Annotated in this window: 27 protein-coding genes; 14 read left to right on the top strand and 13 right to left on the bottom strand. The window is 74.3% G+C overall.

Features of this window, described 5'->3' with window-relative positions:
- Positions 1 to 6: 6 nt before the first annotated feature.
- Together ACQ614_RS03920 and ACQ614_RS03915 are read left to right on the top strand one after the other, a co-directional pair.
- On the top strand, positions 7 to 3204 hold the full coding sequence (locus ACQ614_RS03920) for a M28 family peptidase (RefSeq protein ID WP_431676745.1): 3198 nt from the start codon (positions 7 to 9) through the stop codon (positions 3202 to 3204).
- 361 nt (positions 3205 to 3565) lie between these two features.
- The gene (locus ACQ614_RS03915) at positions 3566 to 3835 is read left to right on the top strand and encodes a hypothetical protein (RefSeq protein WP_431676744.1); all 270 of its coding nucleotides are present in this window, start codon (positions 3566 to 3568) and stop codon (positions 3833 to 3835) included.
- A gap of 7 nt (positions 3836 to 3842) precedes the next feature.
- On the opposite strand, the gene ACQ614_RS03910 is transcribed toward ACQ614_RS03915, so the two are convergent.
- Entirely contained in the window at positions 3843 to 4241 is a 399-nt protein-coding gene (locus ACQ614_RS03910) for a hypothetical protein (protein ID WP_431676743.1), read from the bottom strand.
- A gap of 185 nt (positions 4242 to 4426) precedes the next feature.
- A complete protein-coding gene (locus tag ACQ614_RS03905) occupies positions 4427 to 4642 on the bottom strand; it encodes a hypothetical protein (RefSeq protein WP_431676742.1) in 216 nt (71 codons plus the stop codon).
- Positions 4643 to 4915: 273 nt separating this feature from the next.
- Between ACQ614_RS03905 and ACQ614_RS03900 the strand changes: the two genes are divergently transcribed.
- From ACQ614_RS03900 to ACQ614_RS03890, 3 genes are all read left to right on the top strand, one after another.
- Entirely contained in the window at positions 4916 to 5347 is a 432-nt protein-coding gene (locus ACQ614_RS03900) for a GNAT family N-acetyltransferase (protein WP_431676741.1), read from the top strand.
- A gap of 346 nt (positions 5348 to 5693) precedes the next feature.
- The gene (locus tag ACQ614_RS03895) at positions 5694 to 6773 is read left to right on the top strand and encodes a CorA family divalent cation transporter (RefSeq protein WP_431676740.1); all 1080 of its coding nucleotides are present in this window, start codon (positions 5694 to 5696) and stop codon (positions 6771 to 6773) included.
- 96 nt (positions 6774 to 6869) lie between these two features.
- Positions 6870 to 7076, top strand: coding sequence for a hypothetical protein (locus ACQ614_RS03890; RefSeq protein ID WP_431676739.1), 207 nt, complete (start codon positions 6870 to 6872; stop codon positions 7074 to 7076).
- 131 nt (positions 7077 to 7207) lie between these two features.
- Here ACQ614_RS03890 and ACQ614_RS03885 read toward each other — a convergent pair whose 3' ends face one another.
- Positions 7208 to 8080, bottom strand: a complete 873-nt coding sequence (locus ACQ614_RS03885; protein ID WP_431676738.1) for a hypothetical protein — start codon at positions 8078 to 8080, stop codon at positions 7208 to 7210.
- Between the two features lie 616 nt (positions 8081 to 8696).
- Here ACQ614_RS03885 and ACQ614_RS03880 point away from each other — a divergent pair.
- Positions 8697 to 10325, top strand: coding sequence for a cellulase family glycosylhydrolase (locus tag ACQ614_RS03880; protein WP_431676737.1), 1629 nt, complete (start codon positions 8697 to 8699; stop codon positions 10323 to 10325).
- A gap of 78 nt (positions 10326 to 10403) precedes the next feature.
- Here the strand turns inward: ACQ614_RS03880 and ACQ614_RS03875 are convergent, their stop codons facing one another.
- The gene (locus ACQ614_RS03875) at positions 10404 to 11450 is read right to left on the bottom strand and encodes an ROK family protein (RefSeq protein ID WP_431676736.1); all 1047 of its coding nucleotides are present in this window, start codon (positions 11448 to 11450) and stop codon (positions 10404 to 10406) included.
- 159 nt (positions 11451 to 11609) lie between these two features.
- Here ACQ614_RS03875 and ACQ614_RS03870 point away from each other — a divergent pair, with 159 nt between their 5' ends.
- Together ACQ614_RS03870 and ACQ614_RS03865 are read left to right on the top strand one after the other, a co-directional pair.
- Positions 11610 to 12629 (top strand): LacI family DNA-binding transcriptional regulator, encoded by a 1020-nt coding sequence (locus ACQ614_RS03870; RefSeq protein ID WP_431676735.1) that lies wholly within the window; start codon positions 11610 to 11612, stop codon positions 12627 to 12629.
- 292 nt (positions 12630 to 12921) lie between these two features.
- Positions 12922 to 13869 carry an alpha/beta hydrolase gene (locus ACQ614_RS03865; RefSeq protein WP_431676734.1) on the top strand — a complete coding sequence of 316 codons (948 nt, stop codon included), beginning with the start codon at positions 12922 to 12924 and terminating at the stop codon, positions 13867 to 13869.
- A 52-nt stretch (positions 13870 to 13921) separates the two neighbouring features.
- Here the strand turns inward: ACQ614_RS03865 and ACQ614_RS03860 are convergent, their stop codons facing one another.
- Positions 13922 to 15079, bottom strand: coding sequence for a PucR family transcriptional regulator (locus ACQ614_RS03860; protein ID WP_431676733.1), 1158 nt, complete (start codon positions 15077 to 15079; stop codon positions 13922 to 13924).
- 26 nt (positions 15080 to 15105) lie between these two features.
- Between ACQ614_RS03860 and ACQ614_RS03855 the strand changes: the two genes are divergently transcribed.
- Both ACQ614_RS03855 and ACQ614_RS03850 read left to right on the top strand, forming a co-directional pair.
- On the top strand, positions 15106 to 16467 hold the full coding sequence (locus ACQ614_RS03855) for an extracellular catalytic domain type 1 short-chain-length polyhydroxyalkanoate depolymerase (RefSeq protein ID WP_431676732.1): 1362 nt from the start codon (positions 15106 to 15108) through the stop codon (positions 16465 to 16467).
- A 102-nt stretch (positions 16468 to 16569) separates the two neighbouring features.
- On the top strand, positions 16570 to 17121 hold the full coding sequence (locus ACQ614_RS03850; protein WP_431676731.1) for a DinB family protein: 552 nt from the start codon (positions 16570 to 16572) through the stop codon (positions 17119 to 17121).
- Between the two features lie 22 nt (positions 17122 to 17143).
- Here the strand turns inward: ACQ614_RS03850 and ACQ614_RS03845 are convergent, their stop codons facing one another.
- Together ACQ614_RS03845 and ACQ614_RS03840 are read right to left on the bottom strand one after the other, a co-directional pair.
- Complete coding sequence (locus ACQ614_RS03845) at positions 17144 to 17344, bottom strand: hypothetical protein (protein ID WP_431676730.1); 201 nt, start codon at positions 17342 to 17344, stop codon at positions 17144 to 17146.
- A gap of 37 nt (positions 17345 to 17381) precedes the next feature.
- Complete coding sequence (locus tag ACQ614_RS03840) at positions 17382 to 18362, bottom strand: NAD-dependent protein deacetylase (protein ID WP_431676729.1); 981 nt, start codon at positions 18360 to 18362, stop codon at positions 17382 to 17384.
- A gap of 207 nt (positions 18363 to 18569) precedes the next feature.
- Between ACQ614_RS03840 and ACQ614_RS03835 the strand changes: the two genes are divergently transcribed.
- The gene (locus ACQ614_RS03835; protein WP_431676728.1) at positions 18570 to 19199 is read left to right on the top strand and encodes a DedA family protein; all 630 of its coding nucleotides are present in this window, start codon (positions 18570 to 18572) and stop codon (positions 19197 to 19199) included.
- A gap of 8 nt (positions 19200 to 19207) precedes the next feature.
- On the opposite strand, the gene ACQ614_RS03830 is transcribed toward ACQ614_RS03835, so the two are convergent.
- Complete coding sequence (locus ACQ614_RS03830; RefSeq protein WP_431676727.1) at positions 19208 to 19675, bottom strand: MarR family transcriptional regulator; 468 nt, start codon at positions 19673 to 19675, stop codon at positions 19208 to 19210.
- Positions 19676 to 19771: 96 nt separating this feature from the next.
- On the opposite strand from ACQ614_RS03830, the gene ACQ614_RS03825 reads away from it, so the two are divergent.
- Positions 19772 to 19894 (top strand): hypothetical protein, encoded by a 123-nt coding sequence (locus ACQ614_RS03825; protein ID WP_431676726.1) that lies wholly within the window; start codon positions 19772 to 19774, stop codon positions 19892 to 19894.
- A gap of 45 nt (positions 19895 to 19939) precedes the next feature.
- On the opposite strand, the gene ACQ614_RS03820 is transcribed toward ACQ614_RS03825, so the two are convergent.
- A complete protein-coding gene (locus tag ACQ614_RS03820) occupies positions 19940 to 20338 on the bottom strand; it encodes a VOC family protein (RefSeq protein WP_431676725.1) in 399 nt (132 codons plus the stop codon).
- Positions 20339 to 20423: 85 nt separating this feature from the next.
- Positions 20424 to 21965, bottom strand: a complete 1542-nt coding sequence (locus ACQ614_RS03815) for a S1 RNA-binding domain-containing protein (protein WP_431676724.1) — start codon at positions 21963 to 21965, stop codon at positions 20424 to 20426.
- A 189-nt stretch (positions 21966 to 22154) separates the two neighbouring features.
- Between ACQ614_RS03815 and ACQ614_RS03810 the strand changes: the two genes are divergently transcribed.
- Both ACQ614_RS03810 and ACQ614_RS03805 read left to right on the top strand, forming a co-directional pair.
- The gene (locus tag ACQ614_RS03810; protein WP_431676723.1) at positions 22155 to 22454 is read left to right on the top strand and encodes a hypothetical protein; all 300 of its coding nucleotides are present in this window, start codon (positions 22155 to 22157) and stop codon (positions 22452 to 22454) included.
- Positions 22455 to 22591: 137 nt separating this feature from the next.
- Positions 22592 to 23143, top strand: coding sequence for a YciI family protein (locus ACQ614_RS03805; protein ID WP_431676722.1), 552 nt, complete (start codon positions 22592 to 22594; stop codon positions 23141 to 23143).
- A gap of 96 nt (positions 23144 to 23239) precedes the next feature.
- Here ACQ614_RS03805 and ACQ614_RS03800 read toward each other — a convergent pair whose 3' ends face one another.
- The 3 genes from ACQ614_RS03800 to ACQ614_RS03790 all read right to left on the bottom strand — a co-directional run bounded on the left by ACQ614_RS03800 (position 23240) and on the right by ACQ614_RS03790 (position 25971).
- Positions 23240 to 23452, bottom strand: a complete 213-nt coding sequence (locus ACQ614_RS03800) for a hypothetical protein (protein ID WP_431676721.1) — start codon at positions 23450 to 23452, stop codon at positions 23240 to 23242.
- A 214-nt stretch (positions 23453 to 23666) separates the two neighbouring features.
- Entirely contained in the window at positions 23667 to 24860 is a 1194-nt protein-coding gene (locus ACQ614_RS03795; RefSeq protein ID WP_431676720.1) for a serpin family protein, read from the bottom strand.
- 514 nt (positions 24861 to 25374) lie between these two features.
- Positions 25375 to 25971, bottom strand: coding sequence for a TetR/AcrR family transcriptional regulator (locus ACQ614_RS03790; RefSeq protein ID WP_431676719.1), 597 nt, complete (start codon positions 25969 to 25971; stop codon positions 25375 to 25377).
- Positions 25972 to 26073: the final 102 nt, after the last annotated feature.

The following is a 26073-nucleotide window of genomic DNA, read 5'->3' as shown; positions in this document are numbered from 1 at the left end:
GCCTCGATGAAACGCAGACTGCTGACGGCCGGGACCGCCCTGGCCGTCCTGGCCGGCATGCTCACCGCCACTGCCGCCACCGCGGCCGCGGTCGCCGAACCCGGCCCGGCGGCCACCCCCGCACCGCCGACCGCCCTGGCCGCCGCCGTCTCCGCCGCCGACCGGGCGGCCGCGGCGGGCCTGGACTCGCTGGCCAAGGGGCCCGGCGAGACCTACGAGCGGCACGCCGTCACCCCATGGCTCGGCGGCCTCTACTCCGTTGCCTACGAGCGCAGTTACCGCGGGCTGCCGGTGGTCGGCGGCGACGCCGTGGTGCTCGCCGACGGACAGGGCCGGATACGCGGCCTGCAGTCCGCCGCCACCGGCGCGATCGGCGTCCCGACCACGCCCGCGGTCACCGCCGCGGCCGCCGAGCGGACCGCCCGCACCCGGCTCGCCGCCGTCGACGCGGCCGAGCCGGCCCGCCTGGTCGTCCGGGTCAAGGACGGCCGCTCCCGGCTGGCCTGGGAGACCGTGCTCACCGGCCGGACCGCCACCGCCCCGAGCCGCCTGCACGTCTTCGTCGACGCCCGCACCGGCGCCGTCATCGACAGCTTCGACGACGTCCGCGCCGGCACCGCCAACAGCCGCTGGAACGGCCCCGCCCCGCTCACCATCAGCACCACGGGATCCGGCAGTTCGTACTCCCTGCGGGACCCGAACCGGCCCGGCCTGAGCTGCGCCGACCACAGCACCGGCCAGGTGTTCACCAAGTCCACCGACTCCTGGGGCAACGGCAGCCCCACCAGCAAGGAGACCGGCTGCGCCGACGTGATGTTCGCGGCGCAGAAGGAGTGGGACATGCTCCGCGACTGGCTGGGCCGCAACGGCCACAACGGCAACGGCGGCAGCTGGCCGGTGAAGGTCGGCCTGAACGACGTCAACGCGTACTGGGACGGCTCGTCGATCTCGATCGGCCACAACAACGCCAACGAGTGGATCGCCGCGATGGACGTGGTGGGCCACGAGTTCGGGCACGGCATCGACCAGTACACGCCCGGCGGCGCCAACAACGAGTCCGGGCTGGGCGAGGCCACCGGCGACATCATGGGCGCGCTCACCGAGGCGTACGCCAACGAGCCCGCCCCGTACGACACTCCGGACTACACCGTCGGCGAGACCATCAACCTGGTCGGGCGCGGGCCGATCCGGGTGATGTACAACCCGTCGCAGGTGAGCGGCAATCCGAACTGCTACTCGGCGTCCATCCCCACCACCGAGGAGCACGCCGCCGCAGGCCCGATGAACCACTGGTTCTACCTGCTCGCCGAGGGCTCCAGCCCGGGCGGCGGCAAGCCCTCCAGCCCGACCTGCAACAACACGACGGTGACCGGGGTCGGCATCCGCGACGCCGGGCGGATCTTCTACGGCGGCATGCTGCTCAAGACCAGCGGCATGACCTACAAGCGCTACCGGACCGCCACCCTGACCGCGGCGAAGGGCCTCGATGCGTCCTGCACCTTCTTCAACCGGGCGAAGGCCGCCTGGGACGCGGTGAGCGTTCCCGCCCAGGCCGGCGACCCGACCTGCACGCCGTCCGGCAGCAACGACTTCTCGCTGACGCTCGGCCCGGCCTCCGGCACCGTGCAGCCCGGCGCCTCCACCACCGCCACGGTCTCCACCGCCGTGACCTCGGGCAGCGGCCAGACGGTCGCCCTCACCGCCTCCGGCGCGCCGAGCGGCGTCACCGTGAGCTTCAACCCCGGCTCCGTCCAGACGGGTTCGTCCGCCACCATGACCGTCTCGGCCTCCGCCGCGGCACCGGCCGGCACCTACACGCTGACCGTCACCGGCAGCGGCTCCGCCGTGCACACCGCCCAGTACACGCTGACCGTGGGCGGCGGCGGCAACCCCGGCGGCAGCGCACCCGACATCGACGTCGTCAAGGTGCAGGCGCACCTCGCCCAGCTGAACGCCGTCGCCGCGCAGAACGGCGGCAACCGCAGGGCCGGCAGCGCCGGGCACACGCAGTCCGTGGCCTACGTCAAGAGCCGTCTCCAGGCCGCCGGTTACACCGTCACCGAGCAGACCTGCACCTCCTGCACCTACACCTCCAACAACCTGATCGCGGACTGGCCGGGCGGCCCGTCCGACCAGGTGACCGTGTTCGGAGCCCACCTGGACAGCGTCTCCGCCGGGCCCGGCATCAACGACAACGGCTCCGGCTCGGCCGTCCTGCTGGAGACCGCACTCGTCCTCGCCCAGCAGAACCCGACCCTCACCCGGCACGTCCGCTTCGCCTGGTGGACGGGGGAGGAGCAGGGCCTGCAGGGATCCAAGCACTACGTGGGGCAGCTGAGTTCGGCCCAGCGAACGGCGATCAAGGCGTACTACAACTTCGACATGGTCGGCTCGCCGAACGCCGGCTACTTCGTCAACAACCTCAACTCCGCGGCCGCCGCGCCGATGAAGGCCTACTGGGACTCGCTCGGCCTCCAGCCCGAGGAGAACACCGAGGGCCAGGGCCGCTCCGACGACTACTCCTTCCAGCAGGCCGGCATCCCCACCTCCGGCTACGCGGCCGGCGCGAGCGCCGTCAAGTCGGCGGCACAGGCGGCCAAGTGGGGCGGCACCGCCAACCGGGCGTACGACTCCTGCTACCACCAGTCCTGCGACACCACCGGCAACATCAACGCCACCGCACTGGACCGCAGCGCCGACGGTGTGGCTTACACGCTCTGGAAGACCTCGGTGGGCGGCACCGCCCCCGCCGACGACTTCTCGATCGCGGTGAACCCGGCCACCGGTACGGCGACACCGGGCGGCACCACCACCGCGAGCGTCGCCACGGCCGTCACCTCCGGCCGGGCCCAGACCGTCAACCTCGCCGCATCCGGCCTGCCGGCCGGCGTCACCGTCGCCTTCAGCCCGGCCTCGGTGCAGGCCGGTGCCTCCGCCACCATGACCGTGTCGGTGAGCACCGCCACCGCCCCCGGCACCTACGGCATCACCGTGACCGGCACCGGCACCGCCGCCCACACCACCAGCTACACGCTGGTCGTCGGCAGCGGCCCCGGCGGGCCCGGCACCTGGGCCGCCGGCACCGTCTACCAGGCGGGCGACCAGGTCGGCTACGGCGGACTGAACTACCGCTGCATCCAGGGCCACCAGGCCCAGACCGGCTGGGAGCCGCCGAACGTCCCGGCGCTCTGGCAGCCGATCTGACACCACAGGCGTGCCGAGGCCCGAACCCCACACGGGCCTCGGCACAGCCGCGCGCCGACGGCCGGGTACGGACTGCGGCGGGACACCGGAGCCCGGCCGGGCCGGGAGGGCCGGCGCGCGGCGGGGGGATGAGGGCGGCAGCGGTCCCGGGGGTGCGGGACCGCTGCCGCCCGCCGGCGTCCGTGCCGCTTCGCCGGCGCTCGCGCTGGTGCACCCGCCTCGGCCTGCGCGTGGCCGACCGCCACTCGGATCCGCGGCCGGAGCATCCTGACCCGTCACCGGGCAGCCGGGCGGCGGCACCTTCGCCCGGTGTCCGGCGTTGGGCAGACGGAAGAACCACCGCGGGGACCGGGAGCACGGCTTGGATGCAGCACGGGACGAGTACGTCGACACCGGCACGCCTCCGAGGCTGGACCGCGACGGCGTCACCGTCCTGGTGCCGCTGCGGGGACGGACCGCCGAGGGCCTCTGTCACGACGGGATGCGCACGGTCTCACCGGGTGACGCGGAGTACGGCGAACTCCTGCGGATCGCGCGGCAGCACCCTGCCCAGGAGCCCCTGCCGGCGACCCGGCAGCCCGATCCGCAGACGCTCGCCCGCCTCGCGGAGCTCGGGGGCAAGGTCCGCTGACACGGCTCTACGCGGTCTCCGGCGCGGTCGGCTCGGTGGCGCGGGCCTGGTGGAATTCGGTCCAGGTGCGGGCGGAGACGCGGAACGACAGGCCGCCCTCCACCTGCGAGAGCGGCGCGGGCATCTCGGTCAGGGTGCCGTCCGACAGCAGCGCTGCGATGACGGCACCGCGCCACGTCGGGGTGTCGAAGTACGGCTGTCGGCGCAGGAATTCGCCGAGGTCGACCCACTCCGCGGGGGTGCTCGCCCGTTCCAGCAGTTCGGCGCGCAGCTCGTCGGCGAACGCCCGGATCTCCGCGGGTTCGTAGTGCCGGCCGCGCTTGCCGCGGCTGCGCAGGTACAGCCCCAGCGGGACGCCGATCACCGCACCGATCACCAGTGCCACCGCAAGTTCGGTTCCGCCCATGGTTCTCCCCGTTCGCCGGTAACCTCCGGGCCGCGGAGCCTACCGCCCGCCCGTGCGGTCGGCGAGGTTTCCGCGCGTGTTCGGTGTGTCAGTTGTGGTTCCGGCCAAACCCCGTGACCGAGCCCTGCGCCGGACACACGCGCCGCTGGGACCGGAGGCGAGGACGGCAGCGGCCCTGGGGACGGCTACGGCTTGCGGATGTAGGCCGCGGCGAAGGAGGAGTCGGCGAGCCCGCCGGCGGGCGCGAAGCAGAAGACTTCGACGACGAGTTGGGGCTCCGAGATGTCGTTGATGGTGCCCAGCAGGCAGTAGCCGTTTCCCGGATATTGGGCACCCGGAGTCCGAGCGTGACGTGGACCGGGACCGACAATGATCGTCGCGGTGTCGCCGGTGTCCGGCACGCCCCGTGCGGGCCGCGGTCGAGGGTGATCGGAGGTGCCGCATCGGACGTTCGAATGGCCGGGGCCGGTGACAGCCGCACCGTCCGCTCCTACGATCGGCACACCGCCGGGCCCGACACGCGGGTGGGCGGCCGTTCGAGCAGTGACCGGCCGCCTCGCGGGTCCCGGGGCGCGCCCCACCGCGCCCCGGGACCGTCCCCTGCCGGAGCGTCCGCAACCCGGCCGCGCCACCCCCGCGGGTTCGCTGCCGGGGCGCTCTGCTTGGATCTGAGCATGAGCACCGATCTCCCGGGCGGATACGAGATTTCGACCGAGCCCTCGCGCCTCGACGCCGAGCTGATCCACCAGTGGCTGTCGAAGGACGCCTACTGGGCACTCGGCCGCTCCCGGGAGAAGCAGGACTCTGCCATCGCGGCCTCCCTCAACTTCGGTGTCTACGAGACCGCTTCCGGCATCCAGGTCGGCTACGCGCGGGTCGTCACCGATGGGGCCACCTTCGCCTGGCTCTGCGACGTCTACATCGCACCCGAGGCGCGCGGCAGGGGGCTGGGCACGGCCCTGGCCGCCGCCGTCCGCGACCACCTCGCCCCGCACGGCCTGCGCCGCATCCTGCTCGCGACTGCCGATGCCCACGGGGTGTACGCCAAGGCGGGCTTCGAGCCGCTGGCGAAGCCCGGGAAGTGGATGGCCCTCGGCGAGCAGTGAGCCGGCCCGCCGGGCGGAGACGGCGGGACCGTGACCGCCGGCCCCGATGGCGCAGGGTGTTGCTGCAGATCCTCAGGGTGATCGCCCGTCGAGAGCGCATGCCCGGGCCGCGTCGGAGAGTCGGCGCCACCGGCCGCCGGTGGGCCGCGTCGTCCGGCTGCTCCGGGGTAGGACAACAGGTGGCGGTCGGCGCCGCGTCGTGCCGTTCATCATCGGGGTCCGGGCGCGTCCCGTGCGCACCCGGACCTTCGCCCGCTGCGGACGGGGACCGCGGCGCGGGCCGGGGCCGCGAGGCCGTGCCGGGCGGGTGCGGTCGGCCGGGCTGCACCGGGCCGAGGAGGACGTCATGATCGTCGACTGTGCGCACTACCGCGACGGGCGCCGGCAGCACGCGGGTGCCATGCCGCTGGAACAGGCGGCCGCCCGTGCCGAACAGGGCGGATTCGTCTGGCTGGGCATGTTCGAACCCGCCCCGGAGGAGCTGGCCGTCGTCCAGCGGAACTTCGGGCTGCACGAGCTCGCCGTCGAGGACGCGCAGGCCTTCCACCTGCGGCCGAAGGCCGAACAGTACGAGGACGGCACCGAGCTGATCATCGTCCGCACCGCGCGCTACGACGACGGACGCGAGGAGATCGACACCGGCGAGATCAGCATCTTCCTCTCCGAGCACTTCGTGATCACCGTGCGCCAGGGCATCGCCAGCGAGCTCGCCGGTGCCCGCAGCCGCCTCGAACACCGCCCCGAACTGCTGCGCACCGGAAGCGCCTCGACACTCTGGGCGATCCTCGACCAGGTCGTCGACAGCTATGCGCCCGTCGTCGCCGAACTCGACCGCGACATCGAGCAGATCGAAGCCACCGTCTTCTCCGGGACGGTCGCCCCGACCGAACGGATCTACTCGCTGCGGCGGGAGGCCACCGACTTCTACCGCGCCGTGCACCCGCTGCTCGCCGTGGTCGCCCGCCGGCTGCAGGCCGGCCGGTCGCCGACCGAACTGCTGCCGTACTTCCGCGACGTCCACGACCACCTGCTGCTGGTCAACGAGGAGGTGGCCGCCCAGCGCGACCTGCTGGCCACCGTCCTGGAGGCGAACATCGCGGTCATCTCCGTGGAACAGAACGAGATCAACCTCCGGCAGAGCTCCACCGTCGAACGGCTGACCATCATCGCCACGGTGTTCCTCCCGCTGTCCTTCGTGGTCGGCTTCTTCGGGCAGAACTTCGGCTGGCTGGTCGAGCACATCAGCAGCTTCACCGCGTTCATCGTCCTCACCGCCGCCGGAATCCTGCTGCCCTGCCTGCTGCTCTACCTCTGGCTGCGGCGCCGGCGCCGGCGCCCGGCCCGTCCCACCCCGGTCGCGATGGGGGCCGAACCCGTGCGGAAGCAGGGCCGCCCGCTCGGGGAGGAGGGAGGCGCAGGGTCCTGACCGCGGCGGCGGCGAAACCCTCCGCCCCTGGCCCGGCGCGGCGCCCCGGGGCCTTCCGGCGGGCGGGGCGCCGCCCGGCGCGGAGGGCCGGCAGGCATGACGGGCACGGTCTCCCCCTGGCGCATCCGCGGCCTGGAGGGCGGCGACATCGACCAGGTGGTCCGGATCTGGGAGGAGTCCCGGGAGACGGACGCCGCCCCGGCCGCAGGCCTCACCGCCGTCCGGGCCGGCGCACCCGCCGTCGTCGCCGAGGTCGCCGACCAGGTGGTCGGCGCGGCCGTGTCCGCGACCCCCGCCGGCTGACCGAGGACCACCTGAGCGCCATCGTCCACACCCGCCCCTCGCCCACCGAGGCGGACATCCGCACCTTCGACCAGGACCTCCGCAACGCGGCCCGCGTCTGAACGCGCCCGTCCCGTTCGGCGGCCCGGCCGTCAGACGGGCCGGTGCAGGGCGAGCGTCCAGGTGTGGACGGTGTACCGGGTGTGGTCCTCGGGAGGTGTGCGCAGCGAGACGGTGGCGGTGAGCCGGTCGCCGGTACGGTGCAGAGTCCCGTAGTAGCCGGGGGAGTTGCGGGGGTCGAGCGGCAGCAGCTCCGCCAGTACGGCGTCGTCCAGCCTGCGGCCGACGGCACGCAGCACGCCGGAGTCGAGCACCAGGACGGTCCCGTCCTCCAGCACCACCGGCCGCGGCACGGTCGGATCGGTGAGCCGCGGTCCGCGCTCCACCACGCCGCCGCGCAGCAGCCGCACCACCCGGCTCTCGGTCGGGAAGGAGCGGTCGCACTCGACGACGCGGACACCGGTGCCCACCACGTAGTGCCCGTAACTGCGCCACGCGTCCACCCGGTTGCCGTCGCGGTCGTACTCCCAGGTGTCGAAGAAGTCGTAGCCCTCCAGGCCGAGCAGGAAGCGGCCGCCGCGCAGGGATGCGCCGCGGGCGCCGTGGAGTTCGGTGACCCGGGTGCCGTCCGCGAGGTCCAGCAGCAGGGCGGGGCCGAGGTTGCCCCAGGGGGTGTACTCCATCGAGTCCGTGGTGACCAGGACCCGGTCGCCGGAGACATGGGCCGCGTTCGGCCGGCCGTCGAGCCGGTGGCGCCAGCGGGTGCGCCCGTCCTCGTCGATGCACGTGACCTCCCCGACCGCGCCGTGGATGCGCAGGCCGCCGCGGTGGGCGAGCGGCTCTCCCTCGGGGAACCTGCTTTCGTACGGCGGGGTGCCGACGACTTCGCGATGGTCCAGCACGGTGACCCGCCAGGCGGGCGACGGCGCCTCCGCCGCGCGGTCGTTCTCATCGGGCATCGGCATGGGCGCGATGCTACAGCGCCCGAAGCCCGTACAGGCCGCTGCCGGTGGAACTAAACAACTACTGAAGAGCGTGATTGCGGCGCCTTGGAGCGGCTGTGTCCGCTACGGCTCCTTACGGGTGGATTGCCCGGCCCGGGATCGCTGGGTGCCCGTAAAACATACAGGTCAGAGCTGTTCGGTGAGCGTGGGTGCGGGTTGTTCGACGCCCCTCGCCCGGTGCGGGCGAGGGGAACTTAACCGATTTGGTTCAGAGTGTTGTGCCGCTGTCCGGTGGGCCCCTACTCTGATGCCGGGCCGCCGGGCGGGCCGCACCAGGCCGCCCATGTTCGGGATCTGACGGTCATTCACCGTCCTTTCCGCGGGCCGAACCCCGCCGGCCCGCCTGCCCGTGCAGAGCCGCTCGACCATCTCGGGCCGGCAAGCCCCGCTGCACCGCCCGTCCGCACCGTCGTACGCCGAACTGCACGCCGCGCCCCACCCCGTGCGCGTCCGTCCGGTCGCCGCGACTGCGGTGGTGCCGTCCGGGCGCAGTCAACCCACCCCATTCCGCAGCACCGGTCTCCCCCCACGCGGACCGGCACCGGTGCGTGCGCAACCCCCGTTGGGAGCACCAAGGATGAACCGCAGACTCGCAGGTGCGGCCGTGAGCCTCGCCGCCGTGGCCGCCTCGCTGTTCGTGGCCGTGCCCGCAGGCCACGCCGCGGCCGTGCCGGGTTTCCACGTCAGCAACGGGCGCCTGCAGGACGCCACCGACCAGGACGTCGTGCTGCGCGGGATCAACCACGCCCACACCTGGTACCCGAGCCGGACCACCCAGGCGCTCAAGGACATCAAGGCCGCCGGCGCCAACTCGGTCCGTGTCGTGCTGAGCACCGGCGACCAGTGGACCAGGAACAGTGCCGCCGACGTCGCGGACATCATCGCCCAGTGCAAGGCGAACCGCCTGATCTGCATCCTGGAGGCCCACGACACCACGGGCTACGGCGAGCAGGGCGCAGCCGTCTCCCTCTCCCGCGCCGTCGACTACTGGGTCTCCGTGCAGAGCGCGCTGCAGGGCCAGGAGAAGTACGTCATCCTCAACATCGGCAACGAGCCCTTCGGCAACAGCGGTTACGCCGCCTGGACGGCCGACACCACGGCCGCGGTCCAGCGCCTGCGCTCGGCCGGGTTCGCCCACACCCTGCTGGTCGACGCCCCCAACTGGGGCCAGGACTGGTCGTTCACCATGCGTGACAACGCGGCCGGCGTCTTCGCCGCTGACCCGCAGCGCAATACTGTCTTCTCCATCCACATGTACGGCGTCTTTGACACCGCGGCCGAGGTCGACGACTACCTCGGCCGCTTCGTGAACGCCAAACTGCCCATCGTCGTCGGCGAGTTCGGCGACATGCACTCGGACGGCAACCCGGACGAGGACGCCATCATGGCCACCTCCCAGCGGCTCGGCGTCGGCTACCTCGGCTGGTCCTGGAGCGGCAACGGCGGCGGCGTCGAGTACCTCGACATGGCCACCGGCTTCGACGCCACCAGGCTCACCACCTGGGGCAAGCGGCTGATCGACGGTGCCAACGGCATCCGCGCCACCTCCAAGGAGTCCCCCGTGTACGGCGGCGGGGGCGGCGACACCCAGGCCCCCACCGCGCCCGGCACCCCCGCGGCGTCCGCGATCACCTCCACCGGGACCCGGCTCACCTGGGCGGCCGCCACCGACAACACCGGCGTCACCGCCTACGACGTGGTCCGGGTGACCGCGGCCGGCGAGAGCGCCGTCACCACCGTCGCCGGCACCGGTGCCGACCTCACCGGGCTCACCCCCGCCACCCAGTACGGCTTCGCCGTGTACGCCCGGGACGCCGCCGGCAACCGCTCGCCCCGTTCGGGCACCGCCACCCTCACCACGGCCGGTGGCGGGACGGACCCGGCCGGCGCCTGCTCGGTGCGGTACGTCCTCAGCGACTGGGGCTCCTCCTTCAACGGCGACGTGACCGTCCGCAACACCGGCACCACCGCCGTCGACGGCTGGGCACTGGACTTCGCCTTCCCCGGCCCCCAGCAGCTCAACTCGGTGTGGAACGCCAAGGGCACCCAGAGCGGGCGGAACGTCCACGTCACCAACGAGGCCTGGACCCGGACCGTCCCGGCCGGCGGCAGTGTGACCTTCGGTTTCAACGCCTCCTCCGTCCCCGGCACCAACGGCGTCCCGGCCGCGTTCACCCTCAACGGCGCGGCCTGCACCATCGGCTGACGCGCACCCGGCACGTCCTCGGCCCCGGCCGCCCCTGTCGCGGGGCGGCCGGGGCCGGCTGCGGCGCTCGGGTGCGGGCTACGCGGGGAGGCAGGGGGCCGTGCGGGGCCGGACGGCCTCTTCCGCCGTGCGCGCCTCGGGGGTTGCCCGGCTTCCGTGGTCGGCGCGGTGGAGGGCGAGGGCGGCGGCGCCGACCAGGCCGGCGTCGGTGCCGAGGCGGGCCGGCAGGAGGTCGAGGCCGGCGGTGAAGGAGAGTGTGGCGTAGCTGTCGAGGTGGCGCCGGAGGGGTTCGAAGAGGACCGGTCCGGCCTTGGCCACGCCGCCGCCGACGACCGCCGCCCGGATGTCCACCAGGGCCGCCGTGGCGGCGATGCCCGCGGCCAGGGCCCGGGCGGCGCGGTCGAAGGCGCGCAGTGCGACCGGGTCGCCGCGGCGGGCGCTCTCCGCGACGGCGGAGGCGGAGGTGTCGGGGCCGGTGGGGCGCCAGCCGTCCCGGGCGGCGCGGGCGGCGATGGCGGTGCCGCTGGCCAGGCCCTCGAGGCAGCCGCGGGAGCCGCACGGGCACGGGTCGCCGTCGAGGTCCACGGTGATGTGGCCGAGGTGGCCGGCGTTCCCGCTGGGGCCGTGGTGGACGGCGCCGCCGAGGACCAGGCCGGCGCCGACACCGGTGGAGACGACCATGCACAGGGCGTCGGCGTAGGGGCGGGCGGCGCCGAGCCAGTGTTCGGCGGCCGCCATCGCCACCGCGTCGCCCCCGAGCACCACGGGCAGGCCGTGGACGGCCGGGTGGGCGGAGACCTCCCCGACCAGCGGGAAGGACCGCCAGGCGGGGATGTTGACCGGGCTGACCGTCCCGGCGGCGGTGTCGACCGGGCCGGCACTGCCGATGCCCACGGCCGTCACCAGCGGCCATCCGGGGTGTGCGGCGAGAGCGCCCAGGGCGTGCCGTACGACTCCGAGCACGGTGGCCGCGTCCTCGCGGGCCGGGGTAGGGCACTGCACCTGGTGCAGCAGGCGGCCGGAGGGGTCGACGAGCCCGCCGGCGATCTTCGTGCCGCCGATGTCGAGGGCGGCGACCGGCCCCCGGTCCGGGGCTGCGGGGGCGACGGTGCTGGCGGTGCTCATGGTGCTGGCTCCGGGGGAGTGGTGGTCGGTGCGGTGCGTGGCCGGAGTACCGCGGGGGCCGGTTGATTCTGACCCAGGCAGACAACGTTGTCCACCTTCGACGGGCAACGTTGTCCACGAGTCCCCCGCCGCGCCCCGAGGGCCGTATGCTCGCTGGCTATGAACAGCCGTCCGGTCGCCAGACCCACCATGAAGGACGTCGCGGCCGCCGCCGGCGTCGGACTCAAGACGGTCTCCCGGGTCGTCAACGAGGAGTCCGGCGTCAGCCCGGCCATGGCGGCCCGGGTCCGCGCCGCCATCGACGCGCTGGGCTTCCGCCGCAACGACAGCGCCCGGCTGCTGCGCACCGGCACCACGGCCAGCATCGGCCTGCTGCTGGAGGACATCGGCGACCCGTTCTCCTCCGCGCTCTCGCGCGGCGTGGAGGGCGTCGCCCGCGAGCACGGCTCCCTGCTCTTCACCGGCTCCAGCGCCGAGGACCCGCAGCGCGAACGGGAACTCGCCCTCGCCTTCTGCGCCCGCCGGGTGGACGGGCTCGTCGTGGTGCCGGCCGGCGCCGACCACGGCTACCTGGCGCCCGAACTGGCCTCCGGCACCGCCGCGGTCTTCCTGGACCGGCCCGCCTCGGGCCTGGCCGCCGACGCCGTGCTCAGCGACAACGCCGGCGGCGCCCGCGAGGGCGTGGCCCACCTGATCGCGCACGGCCACCGCAGGATCGGCTTCGTCGGCGACCTGCCGCACATCCACACCAGCTCCGAGCGACTGCGCGGCTACCGCGCGGCCCTGGCGGAGGCGGGCCTGCCCGCCGACGAGCGCTGGATCGCCACCGGCCCCACCGACGCGGGGACCGTGGCCCGGGCCGTGCGCGGCATGCTCTCGGGCAGTGAGCCGGTCACCGCGCTGTTCACCGCCAACAACCGGGTCACCCTGGGCGCCCTCCAGTACCTGGCCGGGGCGTCGCCGCGCCCCGCCCTGGTCGGCTTCGACGACCTGGAGCTGGGCGCCCTGCTCTCCCCGGGCCTGACCGTGGTCGCCCAGGACCCGGAGGCCCTGGGCCGGACCGCGGCCCGCCTGCTCTTCGACCGGCTCGGCGGCGACGCCTCCCCTCCGCAGCGCATCGAGCTGCCCACCCGGCTGATCGTGCGCGGCTCGGGGGAGGTGCCGCCGACCGCCGTGTGAGTGCCGGGGGGCCGGCGAGCCGGGTTCCCGCCGGCCGGTGCAGGCGTCGGGAGCGGCGCTGCACACGCGGTGGCACCCCGGCCCGGAGAGCGACCGCCCGGCCCTTCGGCGTCGGGGCGGACGCACGCGTGTCGGGCCGCGGCGGCGGTTGTCCCGACGCCTGTCGGATGCCCGACGGGCCGGCGCCGTGGGACGGTTCTTCCCGGGCGCCCGCCGGATCACGAGGGTTTCCGGCGGGCGCCCGCCCTGTGCCCGTTCCCGTGCCCGTCTCCGTCCCGGAGGGACCGCCAGCGTGCCCCACGCCTTCGACCCCGAACTGGCCGCGGCCCTCGCGATGTGGTCCCCGGTGGACATCTCCGACCTGGCGGCCGCCCGCGCCGCGCAGGCCGCCGAACTGGCCGGTACCGCCGAACGTGCCGACAGCGCCGGGGTGAAGGTCGAGGACGTCCGGGTGCCGGGCGCCCCCGGAGCCCCCGACGTCCTGCTGAGGACCTACCGGCCGCAGGGCCGCCCCGGCCCGCTGCCCCTGCTCTACACCCTCCACGGCGGCGGCTTCGTGCTCGGCAACCCCGACGTCGACCACGAGGACAACCTGCACCTCTGCCGGGAACTCCAGGCCCTCGTCGTCTCCGCCGACTACCGCCTCGCACCCGAACACCCCTACCCCGCAGCGCTGGAGGACTGCTGGACCGGCCTGCGCCGACTGGTCGAGCAGGCCGCCGGATTCGACCTGGACGCCGACCGGATCGCCCTCCGCGGCGACAGCGCCGGAGGAGGACTGGCCGCCGGTCTCGCCATGCTCGCCCGCGACCGCGGCGGCCCCCGCATCCGCCTGCAGCAGCTGCACAGCCCCGCACTCGACGACCGGCTGACCACCCCGAGCGCCGTCGAGTACACCGACACGCCCGTCTGGAACCGGCCCAACGCCCTGCTCTCCTGGGCGGCCTACCTCGGCCCGGCCGCCGGCGGCGACACCGTCGACCGGTACGCCGCACCCGCCCGCGCCGACGCCGCGGACCTGGCCGGCCTGCCGCCCGCCCACATCACCGTCATGCAGTTCGACCCGCTGCGGGACGAGGGCATCGACTACGCCCGCGCCCTGCTGGCCGCCGGCGTCCCCACCGAACTCCACCTGCTGCCGGGAACCTTCCACGGCGCCGGCATGGTGACCCACTCGGCCGTGGCACGGCGGGCCCGTGCCGAGGCCGTCGCCGTGCTCCGCCGGGCGCTGGGCCGATGAGCCCGGCCCGGCCGGTGGGTGCAGCCCCGCCCGGCGGCCTGCCGGAGGACGGTCAGTCCTCGGCGGAGGACGCCAGCCGCCAGGCGTACCAGGCCAGTTGTGCGCGGAACCGGTCCTGCGGGTCGCGCAGCCGCCAGCCCGTCTCCTCCTCCACCCGGGCCAGCCGCGCGGCCACCGAGCTGTGGTGCAGGTGCAGTTCGGCCGCTGCCTGGCGCAGGGAGCCCGTCCGGCAGAACGCGGCCAGGGCCGCCACCGCCGCCGCGCCGTCCTCGCGCTCCGCCAGCAACTCCAGTGCCCGGACGTCCGGCCGGCCGCGCAGCCGGTCCGCCGGGACCTCCGCCAGCAGCACCACCGTGCCCAGCGCGTCGTGGTCCGCCACCGCCTCCACCGGCGCACCCGCCACCGCGAACCGCAGCGCCGCACGCGCCTGCCGCCAGGACTCCCCGGCCGCCAGCGCCTCCGCCGGGCCGCCGACGCCGACCCGCAGGCCGCGTAAGGCCGTTCGCGCCCCGCCCGGCCCGCGGCCGCGCTCCCGCAGCGCCGTGCGCAGCTCCGCGGCCGGCGATCCGTCCGGCGATGCCCGCGGCCCCCGCGGCTGGAGCAGCACCGCGCCCACCGCACCCAGCCGGGCCACCCGGACCGTGCCCGCCACCGTGCTGCACCCGAGCAGCGCCACCGCCTCCGCGCCCGCATCGGTCTCCGGGCCGACCGCCACCGCCACCACCCGCAGCGGGAGTTCGGGCACCAGCCCGAGCAGCCGCAGCGCCCGGGCCCGGTCGGCCACCGCCTCCCGGCCGGACAGCACCAGCTCCACCAGCGCCGGATCGGCGACGTGCGGCGCCCCCGCGCCGCGTGCACCACCGCCCACCACCCGGGCGGCCGTCGCCATCCACTCCAGCACCAGATCATCCAACGGGCCCGCCGCGCCCGGACGTTCCAGCCACACCCGGCCGGCCGCACCCAGCTCCGCCGCGGACGAGACACGCCCGGGCAGACCGGCGAGCTCCCCGCCGTCCGGCCCGAACCGCACCGGCTCGCCGCCGGCCTGCAGCCACCCGGCCGCGCACTCCGCCAGACCCGCCGTCGAGCGCACCAGCGAGGCCGCATCGAGCGCCCCGCTGCCCAGCAGCGCCTCGAAGTGGGCGATCACCCGTAACGCTGCGGCCGCGTCCGCGTCCAGCGCCGACAGGCGCAGCAGCAAGCCCTTCACAGCCGCAGTCTAGAAAGGACAGGGACATGTCCGACAGGCATCTGCACACCCGATCGGCGCCGCCCGGGCGGAAGTCGCGCTCGCTTCCCGCCCTCCTGCTGGGAGCCGTCCTCCCGTTACTGGCGGCCCTCCTGCTCACCGCCCCGGCCGCAGGGGCGGCGAGCCTCACCGAGGTCACCGGCTTCGGCACCAACCCGACCGGCCTGCGGATGCACCTCTACGTGCCCACCACGGTCGCGCCCCGGCCGGCCGTGCTGGTCGCCGTCCACTACTGCACCGGCTCCGGGCCCGCCTTCTACTCCGGCACCGAATTCGCCTCGCTGGCCGACCGCTACGGCTTCATCGTGGTCTACCCGTCCGCCACCCGCAGCGGGAACTGCTTCGACGTGTCCTCGCCGCAGGCCCTCAGGCGGGACGGCGGCAGCGACCCGGTCGGCATCCGCTCGATGGTGGGCTGGGTCCAGCAGCACTACTCCGTCGACCCCGCCCGGATCTTCGTCACCGGCGCCTCCTCCGGCGCGATGATGACCAACGTCCTGCTCGGCGACTACCCGGACGTGTTCAGCGCCGGGGCCGCCTTCATGGGCGTGCCGTTCGGATGCTTCGCCACCACCGACGGCTCCTCGTGGAACAGCGCCTGCGCCAACGGCACCGTCACCAAGTCCGGGCAGCAGTGGGGCGACCTGGTCCGCGCCGCCCACCCCGGATACAGCGGGCCGCGGCCGCGGATGCAGCTGTGGCACGGCACCGAGGACAGCACACTGCGGTACCCGAACTTCGCCGAGGAGATCAAGCAGTGGACGGACGTGCTGGGCGTCCCCGCGACCCCGGCCCTCACCGACCACCCGCAGACCGCGTGGACGCGAACCCGCTACGGCAGCACCGGCACCCGGGCCCCCGTCGAGGCCGTCAGCGTGCAGGGCGCCGGTCACACCCTGCCCACCGCCGGCATGGCGGCCCAGGCCATCGCCTTCTTCGGGCTCGACTCCACCTCGCCGAGCACGCCGCCGACGAGTCCGCCGCCCAGCACCCCGCCGCCCAGCACCCCGCCGACCGCTCCTCCCGGTGGCAGCGCCTGCCGGATCGGCTACACGGTGAACAGTTGGAGCACCGGCCTGACCGCGGCGGTCACCGTCACCAACACCGGCAGCACGGCCGTCGACGGCTGGTCCCTCGCCTTCACCCTGCCCGCCGGACAGACCATCACCTCCGGCTGGAACGCCACCTACACCCCCGCATCCGGAGCGGTCACCGCCCGCAACGCCGCCTACAACGCGGCCATCGCCCCCGGTACCTCCGTCTCCGTCGGCTTCCAGGCCACCCACACCGGCAACCCGGCCGCCCCCACGGCCTTCACCCTCAACGGGACTCCCTGCACAACGGGTTGACCCGGACCGCAGGGTCACCACTGAGGTGCCCCCACACCCCCCAGTGGTGACCCTTGTGCGGTGTCCGTCCTCTGCCGACGGGTGTTGCGGGAGGATGGGTGCATGACGGAGTTGCGGAGAAGGGCCGAACTGTTCGCCGGTGCCGAGAGCGAAGGCCGCTTCGGCGGGCCGACGACCGGGGACGAACGGAGGATGCTCGCCGACATGCTGGCGGCTCAGCGCACCACGCTGGAGATGAAGTGCTCCGGGCTGGGGCCCGAACTGGCGCTGCGCGCCGTGGAACCGTCCACGCTCTCACTGCTCGGGCTGGTGCGGCACCTGGCCGACGTGGAGCGGCGCTGGTTCCGGCAGGTGCTGGCCGGCGAGGACGCGCCGGCCTTGTACTCCTCGCCCGCCGACCCGGACGGCGACTTCGACGGGGCCTCGGCCGCGCCCGGGGCCGCGGAGGCGGCCTGGCAGGCGTGGCGCGACGAAGTGGCCTTCGCCGAACGGTTCGTCACCGGGGCGCCCCACCTGGACGTCGAGGGATACGACGAATGGCGCGGCACGGTGTCGCTGCGCTGGGTGCTCGTCCACATGATCGAGGAGTACGCCCGGCACAACGGCCATGCCGACCTGCTCCGCGAACGCATCGACGGAGCGACCGGAGTGTGAGGACTGTGGGGAGGACGGGCCCTCAGCCGGGCTCGTCCTCCGTGTCGAAGGCCGCGGGGTAGAGCGTCGAGGACGGCCCGACGAGGTCGTCGTCGCCGCCGTACATGTCCTCCGCGGCCCGGCGGGCGGCGGGCCTGCGACCCGGTGGCCGGGGCGCGGCGGGAACGGACTGCTCGAGGTCGTCCGGCCCTGCGATTTCGTGCTCTGCGGGATTGCTGCTCATCGGACTCTCCGCACCTGCTGGTCCCGATGCTTCGATGCTACGCCCCGCCGCCCGCGCCCTGCCGCGGCCGGTCCGCCGGGCCGGCCGCCCCCGCGGAGCCGAGCTGCGCCGCCAGGGCGGTCAGCGCCGTGCCGAGCGGCAGCGCGACCCGGGTGGCGGCCAGGGCGTCCCCGCGGGTCTCGCCCTGGTTCACGATCGCGACCGGCTTGCCGCTGTGCGCCGCACGGCGAACGAAGCGCAGGCCCGACATCACCGTCAGGGACGACCCCAGGACCAGCAGCGCCCGCGCGCCGTCGACCAGGTCGTAGCACTGCTGGACCCGGTCCTTGGGGACGCTCTCGCCGAAGAAGACCACATCGGGCTTGAGCACGCCGCCGCAGGCCTCGCACGGCGCCACCCGGAAGCCGTCCACCAGCGCGTCGGGGAGCTCCACGTCGCCGTCCGGGTTGATCCGGCCGCCCGCGTCCCGGAAGTCGCCGTTGAGCGCGTGCAGCCGCCGGTCGAGGGCCTCGCGGGAGCTGGTGCGGCGGCAGTCCAGGCAGATCACGCGGTCGAGGCCGCCGTGCAGCTCGACGGCGTCCACGGTGCCGGCCGCGCGGTGCAGGCCGTCGACGTTCTGGGTGATCACTGCCGCCACGTGCCCGGAGCGGCGCAGCCGTTCGACGGCCCGGTGCCCGGCGTTGGGCTGCGCCCGGGCGATCGTCCGCCAGCCCACGTGGCTGCGCGCCCAGTACCGGCGGCGGCCGGCCTCGCTCGCGGTGAACTCCTGGTAGGTCATCGGTGTGCGGGGGCGGGCGCGGCCGGTGGCCCCCCGGTAGTCGGGGATGCCCGACTCCGTGGACAGCCCGGCGCCGCTCAGTACGGCCACGCCCCGCCCGGCCAGCAGGGCCCCGATCTCACGCAGGGCGGCGCCGTCCTCCGCGCTGCCGTCCTCCGCGCCGTCGTACGGCTCCGCGCCGCCGTCCGGCCCTGTTCCGTCGTCCTCCGGCCAGGTGCCGGACCCCGGGTGCACACGCATGCCACGAGCCTACGTCGGCCGTCGGGCGGAACCTCCGGGGCCGGTCGGCCGCACCTGCCGGGAACGGCGGTGTTCCGCGTGTAGTGTCCGGCCGGACGGGTTCTGCGACCTCCGAGGACTGCCTTCCGTGCCTGCTGAGACCAGCCGTACTGCGGCAGCCGCCGCCCGCGCCCGGGCCGCCGGGCCCTGCGGGACGGGGCGGGCCCGGTGATCTCCCTCGGGGCACTCGCCACCGAGGCCGGCACCACCGAGGCCGTGGGCTTCCCCGCGCTGTTCCTGCTGGTCGCCCTCGGTTCGCTGGTGCCGGTGTTCCCCACCAGCATGCTGGTCAGTGCGAGCGCGGCGGCCGCCGTCCACGCGACCCAGGTGCCCCGGGACGTGGCGCTGGTGGTGATCTGTGCGGGCCTGGGGGCCTGGTGCGGCGACGTGACCCTCTACCGGATCGCCGGTCACGCGGGCGGGCGCCTGGAGGCGCGCATCCGGCCCCGGTTCGACCATCCCCGGGTGCAGGCGGCCGAGCGGAGTCTGGACGAGCACGGCCGGATCGTGCTGGTGCCGTCCCGGCTCGTCCCCGGCGGACGGATGTTCATGATCGGCGCCTGCATGCTCTCGGGCTGGCCGGTGCGGCGCTTCGCCGTCGCCGAGGCGCCGGCCGCCCTGGCGTGGGCGGGCTTCTACACGCTGATCGGCGCACTCGGCGGCGCGCTCTTCGACGAGACCTGGAAGGGCGTCGTCGCCGCCGTGGGCATGGTGATGCTGGTCGGCGGTGCGACCCTGCTGTGGCGCCGCCGCAAGCGCCGCCGGGAGGAGGCGGCGGGTACCGGGCCGACCGACTGACCGCCGGGTCAGGCCGGGGTGCCGCCGGTGTTCCGGATCATCTGGCGGAGCACCTTGAGGGCCGTGACGTAGTCGGCGTCGTCGATGCCCTCGTGGATGCCGGCGCGGATCGCCGGGGCGTGCTCCTTGAGGCCGGCCCGGGCCGCGTCCCCCTCCTCGGTGATCCACAGCCGCCCCTCGCCGTCGCGGGTCAGCCAACCGTGCTCGAGCATCACGGCCGACTCCGCCGCGAGGTCGTCCTCCGGCCTGAGGTAGCCGCTCATGGCCAGCTGCAGTTCGCCGACCGTCATGCCCTGTCCGTCGGCCGAGAGGTCGTGCGTCGACAGGTGCCGCAGCACCCAGTACTGGGGCTGGGTGAAGCCGAGTTCGGCCTGCCGGGCCCGGGTGAAGGCGATGATCGACTCGTAGGCCGTGCCCGTCCAGTAGGCGGCCGGCTGCGAGGCGAGTTCGGCGTCGGTGAGGTGCTGGATCGTCATGTTCGGTCCCCCTGCGATTGATCGTCTCGGTGACTCGACCGTAAAACATGAAGTCGACATGAGGTCAAGGGCACAAGGCGGTACCTCGGGGATTGCATGCCCGGCCGACATCCTGGCCGAGGGCTCCAGGACGCCTACTTCCGTGACGCCGGACGCCGGGCCGCAGGTCCGGCCGTGGAGTTCACCGGCATCGAGTGGGCCGAATTCGAGATCGACTGACCGCGGACGGCCGGGAGGGTCCCGGCCGTCCGCAGCGGTGCCGGCTCAGCCGGCCGGCTGCTCGTGGCTGCCGTAGGGGCGGGTGATGATCTCCATGCCGTGCCCGGCCGGGTCCATGAAGTACAGGCCGCGGCCGCCGTGGTGATGGTTGATCTCGCCCGGCTGCTTCAGGTGCGGATCGGCCCAGTATCCGATGCCGCCCTCCCGGATGCGGGCGAAAGCGGCGTCGAACTCCTCGTCGGAGACGAGGAAGGCGTAGTGCTGCATGACGATCGACTCGGCCGGGATCGTGGCGAAGTCCAGGGTGACCCCGTTGGCGGTGGCGACCGGAATGAACGGGCCCCACTCGGCGCCGACCTCGAGCCCGAGGACGTGCGCGAGGAATGCGGCGGACTCCCGGTTGTCCCGGGCGTGGACGATGGTGTGGTTCAACTCGACTGGCATGTGTGGAATGCCTCCGTAGGGCATCTCACGGGCACCTCCATGCCTCACCCGGTCGGTGACCGACACGCGATGCCGTACCGGAATCCTAACCGCCCGTCCCGCGGCGGCGGGCGCCGTCCGCCGAGGGCCTCACGGCACCGTCCGGAAGGCCGAGGGTGATGCGGCGGCGCGGGCGGTCCACGGCGAGAACGGTGACGCGGACCGGGTCGCCGACCGCCGGTTCCGGACGGCCGGGCCAGGGAGCGTGGACCAGACCCTCGACGCCCGGAGCCACCCGGACGAAGATGCCGAACGGAAGCAGCCTGACGACCGTGCCGGGGAGTTCGGTGCCGGGGCGGAGGCGGTCGGCGAACAGCCGCCACGGGTCGGGCTGCAGCGCCTTGACGGACAGTCCGACCCGCTCCCGCGCCCAGTCGACGTCGAGGATCCGGGCCCTGATCCGGCGGCCTAGCGGGGCCACCTCGTCCAGCGAGTCGAAGTACGTCCAGGACATCTCCGGGACGCGCAGGAAGCCGGCGCCGCGCCCCGACGGGTGGTCGAGGTCCACGTGCACACCGACGTCGTCCAGGCCGCTCGCCACGGTGCCGGTCACGACGTCGCCGATCCGCAGGCCGGCGAGCAGGGCGCGCCGTCCGGTGGCCGGGGTGGGGTTGGTCCGCCACCGGGCCCGGACGACCCCGTCGGCGTCCGGCAGCACAGCCGCGAGCAGTGGCCGCCGGTCGGCCGGCTGGAGCGGGACGAGCCCGGCCCGCCGCCCCGGACCGGCGGGGACGGCAGGGTGCGGGTCGCCGGTGCGGCCCATCCACGGTTCGGCGATGCGCACCGTCGGGAAGGCGCCGTCGGCCTCCTGACGGACGAGCAGGTGAGGGCGCCCGCCGGCACGGACCCCGGCGCGGACCGCCTCGATGTCCTCGGTCAGGTCCGGCCACACCGCCAGCCGGGCCCGCGGGGCGAGGCGCCCGCGGACGGCGGTCACCGCGGCCTCGGTGGCCAGCCGGTGCCAGCGGCGGCCGTGGGCCGCGTACTCCTCCTCCAGCAGGACCGCCCCGCGTTCGGCGACCAGGCAGTGCACACCGGTCCAGAACACCCCGTCGGCGGGCGGCCGGACGTCCGTCTCGTCGAGGGAGGGGTCGTAGGGGGAACGTCCGACCTTCTCGGCGAACAGCCCCAGGCCGCGGGCCCCGGTCAGCGCCTCCGCGAACGGGCCGTCGCCGCCGGCGAAGCCGACGAACAGGTCGTCGCGGTGCCCGGGGTGGAGGAAGAACCCGCCGCCGGCCCGCAGCCTGCACCAGGTGCCCTCCCGCTGGAGCACCGCCCGCAGCAGCGCCAGACCGGCGGCCACCGGGAGGCCGGCGCCGTCGTGGAAGCCGGTGAGATCGCCGGGGAACACCCCGGCCAGGCCGTCCCGCCCACGGGAACCCCGGGTGGAGAACGAGAAGAACCCCTCCACCATCGGACTGCCGATCACCAGCCGCTCCGCACCTGCCGCCCGGGCGAACCCGGCGGCGGCATCGGCGAGGGCCGCGGCGGTCTGTGCGCGGGCGCGGTGTGCGGCGGGGGAGCAGGCGTCGTACTCCGCCTCCGCCGCAGGGTCGTACGGGGTGAGGCGGTACACCCGGGGCGCCATGTCAGCGCCCCGTTCGGTCCGCCGTCGCTGCAGGGGCCGAGCGCCCGCGGACGGAAGAAATGATCATCTGGCCACCCTACGGAGGTGACGGCGTGTCGGACAAGCCCCGGCGCGGCGCGGTCCGCGGGTGGGTAGGACCTGGTGGGAGGAGCGGCGGCCGAATCCGCTCCACGCGCCGAAGGAGCCGGCATGGACAGTGAACTGCAGCGGATCGTCGACGCGGTCCGGGCGGTCGAGACGCAGCTGCGCGAGACCGCGCTCGGCCCGGCCCGCGCCCGCCACGACGCGGTGCCCAGGGCCGACGAGGAGCACCTGCTGGGCGCCCTCGCAGCGGTGCTGGAAGTTCTCAAGGACCTCAGCGGAGTGCTCCCCGGCCGACTCCACACCCCCAACGCCAGATTCGTCCTCAACAGCGCCTCGCTCGAACTGGGCGGCCTCGCCGGCAACCTCCGCCGCGCCGAACGCCACGCCTCCGCGGGCGGGGTGTGACCGGACACAGCCTCGCCGGCGCCTGCACGGCGGCCTCCTGCCGGTCGTCGGCCTGCGTGCCCTTGCGGCGGTCGGGGACCTCCCGGTGGCCCCGATATTCGCTGTACCGGGGCTCCGAGCGCCGAAAGACTGCCGGCATGGAGTTCTTCTGCTATCACCGCGATCGGCCCGACTCACTGGCGCTGCGCGACGAACTGCTCGAACAGCACTGGTCCTACATGGACGGGTATGCGGCGGAGATGACCGCCCGCGGGCCGACGCTCACCGACGCCGACGGGGTGCCCACCGGCAGCGTGCACATCGTCGACCTGGCCGGCCCGGCCGCCGCACGCGCGTTCGCCTTCGACGAACCGGGCTACCAGGCCGGGGTGTACCGGGACGTCCTGCTGCGGCGGTGGCGCAACCTGCTGGGCCGCACCATGTGGGAATTCCCCGGGGGCCGGACGGGCGGCCACCGGTTCCTGGTGCTCGGCCTGGGCTCGGGCGAGCCCGCCGACCTCGACGTGCCGTCCGACCGGGACGAACTGATCGCCTACGGGCCACTGCTGTCCGACGACGGAACCACCTGGCTGGGCACAGCGGCACTGGTCCGGGCACCGGACCCGGAGACGGCGCGCGCCGTCCTCACCGCGGACCGGTACGCGGACATCGAGGTGCACCGCTGGCAGTTCGGCGGCCGGCCGTCATGAGCCACCCGGCGGTGACGGGAACCCCGATTGCCGGTGATCATCCGTCGTACACCTGCCGAGGTCCCGGACGGTCGGCGCGGCGGCCGGGCGTTCTTGTCAGCCGATGTAGTCGGAAGTCGGCTGCCCCACCGCTGTGTCTGCGGCGGACCGGCCCGGGTTCGCCGGCAGGCCGGCCAGGTGTTCGGGGTGCTCTTCGACCAGGAGGTGTCCGGCCCCGGAGACCACACCCGGCTCGACGGCGAAAGTCTTGCGCCCTGCTGTGGCAAGCCGCCCGGGCGGGAGGAAGACGTCGTGCTCGCCGGTGACCATCAGGCCGTCCGGTCGGACGGGCCTCGGAGCCGTTTTCACATGGCACTCGGGTGACTCAGGGGCGCTGGGGGTATCTCCTGTCCCAGGGGCTGGGGCGGAACGGCGCAGCCCGGGTGCAGGTGTCACGAAAGCACGGCCGAGCCGTGATCCGTACGGCGGCCCGCATCCGAATTGCGCAGTTCCCGTGCCCCCTGTGGGGCACCTCCAGGACGATTCAGAACACGTCCGAGGTGTCGGGCTCCGTGATCCAGCCGGCGGCCAGGGGGAGGGCGGAGGGGCGGTGGACGGCGAGGAAGGCGAACGGGCGGTCGAAGACCGCCTCGGCCAGGGTGATCCGGTGCAGGGGCCGGCTGAATCCGGCGGCGCTGCGGGACATGCCGACGGCGGTGACCGCGGACGCCTCGAAACCGTGGGCGCCGAAGGTGGCGGCGGCGTTCTGCCGGGCGCTGGAGACGGCCAGCGGCTCGCTGCGGCTGATGCCGGAGAAGCCGCCCTTCTCGGTGGCCGTGGCGAGTCCGAAGACGGGCGGCCGGTCGAGCAGGTCGTGTTCGCCCGTGAGGGCGAAGGGCACGGTGGTGAGGGCGAGCCGGTCGTGCGGTTGCAGGCTGTCGGCGGCACGGACGGTCAGTCCGGGCCACTCGCTGCCGGTGGGCAGGGCGGTCACGGGGATGCGTCGGCACCGCTGCGCCACGAGGTCGAGCCCGGCGGACAGGACGGCGCCGAGCGGCGCGTCGGCCTCGCCCGCGAGCAGGTGGACGTCGACGTCGCCGGTGCCGGGCAGCCGGACCTCGGTGACCGGGCCGGCCGCGGTCTCCGCCACCGCGAGCCGGTCGAACAGGTCGGCCGCGTCGACCGTCAGTGCGGTCAGCAGGCGGCCCGCCCAGGGGCCCGCCCCGGGCCGCAGCAAGGTCGGGCCGAAGGGCCGGAGCCACCGGGTCCTTACGGTCACGGCGCTCGCCAGGACCAGCAGCAGGATGTCGGTCGCCCGTACCGGCATCCGCTCGATGATGCCGTCGGTGCGGTCGGACGCCCAGGCGTCCATCGTCGCCTGGTCCTCGGCCGGGTCGCCGGTGAGCCGGGCGTGGCTGCCCGGGCCGAGGCAGGCGAGCCACTGCGGTTCGACGACCAGGTGCTCCCGGGTCCACAGACCGATCGCGGCACTGGTCCCGGGCAGTTCGCGGAGCACGGCGAGCAGGTCGCGGGCCCGCCCGGCCGCGTCCTCGGCGTGCGCGCCGAGCACCTCTTCCAGCTCCCGTCGGACGGGTTCGTCGGCGCCCGCGGCGAGGAACGCGAGCAGCGGCCACACGCCGACCGCGGTGAAGACCGTCCCGCTGCTGCCGTCCACGATCCGCGTCCAGTCCGCGGTGAGTCTGCCGACGGCCTGCGCCGTCGTCTCCGTCGTGCCCAAAACCGCCCCCGGTGTCCTGCCCGGGCCGACCCGTCCGGCCCGTCGGTGCAGCCGATCGTAGGACGGATCGGCCCGTACTGCGGTGCAATCCCGCGGAGGGAATCCGCGATCGGGCGGGACGGCAGACGACGGCCGCCCGGTGAAACCGGGAACACCGGTCCGGTCGTGTGAGGTCGGGACCGCTCTCGTGCCGCCCCTGACGAAAGGAACACCCGTCACATGACCGAGCAGGACGTGCTGCGGGCCGCGCAGGCCTTCCTGGAGGAGCTGTATCCGGTGGCGCCGCCCACGCCCGTGGTCCGGGCCGAGTGGATCGAGGAGCACGCCGCCGCCTGGAGCGTTTCCTTCGACACCTGGAGACCGGGATCTTCCCTCCTCCGCCGGAGGTCGACCGCCCGTAGGGGCGTCGCCCGCCCGGTCGTGGGCTGCCGCCGCAGCGGTGTCTGTCCGGGGCCGGGTGTTCCCCGGGTCGCTCTGCTGTTCCTGCTTCTTGCTCCACTGCCGGCAAAGCCCGTCAGTCGGGTTGGAGGGAGCGCCAGACCCGGTCGGGGAGGATGCGTTCGGCCTGGTCGAGGTCCAGGTCGTAGGTGCTGGAGAGCCAGCGCCGCGCGGCCTCCGCGGCCGGGCCGAGCACCAGTGCCTCGATGAGCGACGAGGGGATGGGGGCGATCTCGCCGGAGATGATCCGCGGGCCCAGCCACTCCGCGAGCGCCCCCAGCTTGGCCGCCTTGGCGGCACGGATTTCGTCGGCATGGGCCGCCAGGTACCCGGAGTAGGCGGAGGCGTGCAGGAAGAGCGCCGCGTCCGGGTGCTCCCGGGTGAACCGCAGATAGGCCACGACGATCGCCCGCACACCCGTCCGTGCGGTGCGGGTGCGGGCGACCGCGCCGACCATCTCGTCGAACAGCTGCTCCATGCACCGGATGTAGAGCGCGGCGGCCAGCCCGTCGAGACTGCCGAAGTGGTGGTACAGGCTGCCGAGGCTGACGCCGGCGCCCTTGGCCACCGCGTTCACGGTGAAGCCCTGCTGGCCCGAGGCGGCGTAGACGTCCAGGGCGGCGGCGAGGACGCGCTCCACGGTGGCCTCGCCGCGCTGCTGCTTCGGGGACATGTCGGGCCGTCCTGTCTGTCGTGGCGGGCCCGGTGGTGGCCCAAAGTAGAAATATATTCTAGAAACTGACTTCACATCAGACTGCGGAGCAGCCACACTCGT

It is taken from the genome of Kitasatospora dryopteridis (assembly GCF_050749075.1).
Classification (GTDB): Bacteria; Actinomycetota; Actinomycetes; order Streptomycetales; family Streptomycetaceae; genus Kitasatospora.
This window is presented reverse-complemented; position numbering and strand designations above follow the sequence as displayed.